A 1,126-nucleotide genomic window follows, 5' to 3' on the forward strand; every position below is an offset into this window, starting at 1 on the left:
TAAACACAGCGTCTTAAATAATGCAGCATAGTCTTCGAAGTACCTCGTTTGGTCTCTTCCAGTGCCGGAAGCAGCCGTCGACCGCCGAGAGGACTTCGCCAAGTGTGGCAAAGTACCGGTTATGCAGCACCAAGCGCCTTGTCAGCTTCCAGACGCGTTCGATAGGCGCCAGTTGCGGACTGTATGGCGGAAGGAACAACAAAGTCAGGTGCTGCCTGTACTTGCGCAGTAACGGCTTGAGCAGGATGGCATGGTGGTACTTGGCGTTGTCCAGCACGACGACGATGCGCTTGCCGCGACGTCGATGGCGTAGTAGCTGACGCAGAAAGGATGCAAACGTTTCTGCGTTGAAGACAGGGCAAACCTGCCAGACGAAGCGGCCAGTGCTCAAGCTGACGGCGCCAAAGCACGCCACCGACTTGCGCGTCGGCGCATGCATCAACACCGGGTCGCGGATCTCCGGGGCCACCCACATGCGGCAGCGCGATCCGTGTTGCTGGAAATGGCATTCGTCCAGGCTCCATAGCTCAACGTCGTCGCGTTTTGCCAGTCGCCGCAGTTTTTTTTACCTCCGCAACGCGAACGGGATCAGACTGGGCGACCTGCGGGCGCGGTTTGCGCAGCCGAAAGCCCATCTGGCGAAACAACCGCTGGCACTGACGCACGCCCAGCGTGATGCCGTAGTGCTGGCGCAAGTGCTCCGACAGAACAGGCCCATCCCACAGGCTCGCTTCAAATCCGAAGTCACGTGGTGTCTTGCGCAAATCCGCTTCAATGCGAGCCCATTGCGCCTCATCCAAGGCACGCGGACGTCCGGGCCGATCACCTTCCCGCAATCCGTCGAAACCGCCCCGCTCGAAACGTCGGACCCATCGCTGAATTGTCGTGGCCGCCTGACCGAACAACTGGCCCACTTCGGTGCACGAGTAACCGCTGCTCACCAGCAGCACCCCGTGGAGACGGTGGTCATACCGCGATTCCTCGCTTCGCTCGATCTCCTGTCGAATCGCCAACTGCATGATCTGCGCGTCTGCAATTTCGAGCTTGCGCATGGCTGCCTCTCCGAAAGAGTAACCACGCAATCATACATTGATACATGCTGCAATACTTATGTCGCTATGTTTAG

2 protein-coding genes are annotated in these 1,126 nt (G+C 58.8%); both read right to left on the bottom strand.

Going from position 1 to position 1,126, the window contains the following annotated elements; translation table 11 throughout:
- Window positions 1-13: 13 nt before the first annotated feature.
- Entirely contained in the window at window positions 14-559 is a 546-nt protein-coding gene (locus LDO29_RS28160; RefSeq protein ID WP_151070364.1) for an IS630 family transposase, read from the bottom strand.
- Window positions 528-1,052, bottom strand: coding sequence for an IS630 family transposase (locus tag LDO29_RS28165; RefSeq protein WP_151070365.1), 525 nt, complete (start codon window positions 1,050-1,052; stop codon window positions 528-530). The genes LDO29_RS28160 and LDO29_RS28165 overlap by 32 nt, the downstream gene beginning before the upstream one ends.
- Between the last annotated feature and the right edge of the window lie 74 nt (window positions 1,053-1,126).

It is taken from the genome of Cupriavidus laharis, assembly GCF_914271435.1.
Lineage (GTDB): Bacteria > Pseudomonadota > Gammaproteobacteria > Burkholderiales > Burkholderiaceae > Cupriavidus > Cupriavidus laharis.

Excerpts from the sequence above, each read along its gene's own strand:
- LDO29_RS28165 (WP_151070365.1), bottom strand. The coding sequence starts at position 1,052 with ATGCGCAAGCTCGAAATTGCAGACGCGCAGATCATGCAGTTGGCGATT.